Source organism: Actinoplanes sp. NPDC051633 (genome assembly GCF_040681735.1).
Taxonomy (GTDB): Bacteria; Actinomycetota; Actinomycetes; order Mycobacteriales; family Micromonosporaceae; genus Actinoplanes.
This window is the reverse complement of record NZ_JBFAZH010001055.1, coordinates 1-2,684: the sequence shown is the minus strand read 5'-3', so window position 1 is coordinate 2,684 and position 2,684 is coordinate 1. Positions and strand designations below refer to the sequence as shown.

Genomic DNA, 2,684 nt, shown 5'->3' with positions numbered 1-2,684 from the left:
CCAGCGACAGCAGGGTGCTCTTGCCGCAGCCCGAGGCGCCGAGCAGGCAGACGAACTCGCCCGGCGCCACGGTCAGGGAGACGCGGTCCAGCGCGAGCAACTGCCCGTACTGTTTGGAGACCGCGTCGAGGGTCAACACGCTCATCTCAGGAGGCCGCGTCGCTGACCGTCGGCTGGCCGTCAGCCTTCAGGACCTCGTTGAGGATGGTCAGGTCGTAGATTCCCTTGAGGTCGACCGGCTTGAGGAGGCCGACGTCCTGGGCGTGCTGGGCGCTGGTGAACAGCGACGGTGCGATCGGGTCGTTGGTGAAGGTCAGGTTGGCGAAGGCCGCCTTGAGCACCTCGGGCTTGAGCGGCTTGCCGCTGAGCGCCTCGAGCTGCGCGTTGGCGTCGGCCTGCGCCTTCTCGCCGTTGTCCGCGATGTACTTGACCGCAGCGACGTGCCCCTGGACCAGCTTCTTCACCGTCGCCGGGTACTTCTTCAGGAACTCCTGCTTGACGATCAGGTGGGTGGTGACGAACTGGCCGCCCGGCCACAGATCCTTCTCGTTCACCAGGATCTTGCCCTTGGAGTCGAGCACCATCCGGCTCAGGCTGGGCTCGGGCACCCAGGCGCCGTCGATCGCGCCCTGGGCGAAGGCCTGCACCGCGGTCGCGTTGTCCTGCGGCTGCACCGAAACGTCGCCGCCGCCCTGCTGATCGGCGTTCAGCCCGTTCTGCTTCAGCCAGGCGCGCAGCGCGACGTCCTGCGTGTTGCCCAGCTGCGGTGTCGCGATCTTCTTGCCCTTGAGGTCGGCCGGGCCGTTGATGGCCGGCTTGACCACCAGGCCGGCGCCGCCGGAGGTGCTGCCGGCGATGATCTTCAGTCCGGCGCCGTGCGAGGTGGCCCAGCCGTTGATGGCCGGGTTCGGCCCGATGTACGTGGCGTCGATCGCCCCCGAGAACAGCGCCTCGATCGCCGCCGGGCCGGCGTTGAAGGTCTTCGCCTCCAGTTTCGTGGAGCCGAGCGCCTGCTGGTACAGGCCGTCCTTGACGCCGACCAGGGCCGGCGCGTGGGTGATGTTCGGGAAGTAGCCGAGTCGGATGGCGGGGGCCTCGCCGCCGCTGCCGGATGCGGCCGCGTCGTCGTCGCCACCGCAGGCGGCCAGGGAACCGGCTGCCAGAACGGCGGTGGCAGCCATGGTGATCGCGCGGAGGGCGCGGGAACGCAGACGCACGTTGCTTCCTCAGTTCGTACGGGCCGGAAAGTGCTCTTTCCCTATCTGTTGCATGGGAATAATGGACGCGATGGGAATGCCGCGTCAAGTCCGGCGTGCTTTCGGTCGGGAACGCGCCCCTTTCGTCCGGAGGCACGGAAAGTTACATCCATCAATGTGGAAGTAAGGGTGATTTAAGAAGCTTTATTGATTAGTCTCGATGTCATCCGCACCCCGCGTACGTCCCCCACGCGCGCTCGTACCCGTGCGCGCCCGGCGAAAGGCAACCGGATGACCCGCATCAGGCGCCTTGGCGCAATCTCCCTCGGCCTCGCCCTGACGGTGACCCTCGCCGTCCCGGCGTCCCCGGCGCTCGCAGCACCGTCCACCTCGGACCGGCAGTCGCAGCAGGCGGCCGTACCCGACCTATACCTCAAGCAGGTTCCACTCGCCAAGGCCGCAAGTGTCATCAAGAACGAGCTCGAGCGCGGCGCGGCCCCCGGGTTCGCCGGCATCGCGCTGGAGGACGACCATGTCGCGCTCTGGTGGAAGGGTGCGTTGCCCGAGCGGGTACGCCGGGCTGTCACCACGGCCCGCTCGACGGCGGCGGTCAAGGTCGGCGCGGCCGCGTACTCCCTGGCCGAGTTGCGGGCCGCCGGCAACCGGGTCCGCGGCGCGTTGAGGGCCGAGAAGCCGCGTGTGAAGTACGCCGTCGACGGCAGCCGCATCGTCGTCGGCATGGACGTGACGGCCGGCTTCGACCGCGCCGCCGTCCCGCAGGTCGGCGTGCCGGTCGAGATCGTCGACCAGGGGCAGAAGGTGAACACCAGCCGCTACGACGACTGGGCGCCCTGGGCCGGCGGTGGCGACAACATCAACTACTCGCAGGGGTCGCGCTGCACCGGCGGCTTCGGCGTGCGCAACGGCGCCAACCAGCGCTTCCTGCTGACCGCCGGGCACTGCGGCAGCAACGGCAACGGCATCTACGACGGCGCCGGGGAGTACATCGGCAACTTCACCGCCGACAACGACACCCACGACCTCGGCCTGGTCGCCACCCCGGCCGGCGCGATCAACCAGATGTACGTCGGCGACCTGAACAGCAACGCCGTGCTCAACGTCGAGGGCTGGGACTGGGTCTACCCCGGCGAGTACCTGTGCCAGTCGGGCGGCTCGTCGGCCCGCGACATCGGCGGACCCGTGTGCAACCTGCGGGTCGAGAAGTTCAACACCGACCCGGGCGACGCGGTCGAGGCGCGGCAGGTCAACGGTCAGCCCGCCGTGCGGGGCGGGGACAGCGGCGGCCCGGTGTACTCGTACTCGGCGAGCGGCAACGCCATCGCCAAGGGCATCAACTGCTACACCTACGTCGGGAACAACACGATCCTGGGCTTCCAGGACTTCGGCACGGCGACCCGCGACTACGGCATCTGGATCGCGGTCGGCTGACGGCGGTGCGCGGTCACGACGCTCGCCATCCGGCGAGCG

At 69.0% G+C, this 2,684-nt stretch carries 3 protein-coding genes; 1 reads left to right on the top strand and 2 read right to left on the bottom strand.

Annotated elements, in window-relative coordinates:
* Both AB0M20_RS36815 and AB0M20_RS36810 read right to left on the bottom strand, forming a co-directional pair.
* Positions 1-145, bottom strand: a 145-nt coding sequence (locus AB0M20_RS36815; RefSeq protein WP_364305335.1) for an ATP-binding cassette domain-containing protein, incomplete at its 3' end; no start/stop codon positions are given.
* A 1-nt stretch (position 146) separates the two neighbouring features.
* Positions 147-1,211, bottom strand: coding sequence for an ABC transporter substrate-binding protein (locus AB0M20_RS36810; protein ID WP_364305333.1), 1,065 nt, complete (start codon positions 1,209-1,211; stop codon positions 147-149).
* 276 nt (positions 1,212-1,487) lie between these two features.
* Between AB0M20_RS36810 and AB0M20_RS36805 the strand changes: the two genes are divergently transcribed.
* A complete protein-coding gene (locus AB0M20_RS36805) occupies positions 1,488-2,645 on the top strand; it encodes a peptidase (RefSeq protein ID WP_364305331.1) in 1,158 nt (385 codons plus the stop codon).
* Positions 2,646-2,684: the final 39 nt, after the last annotated feature.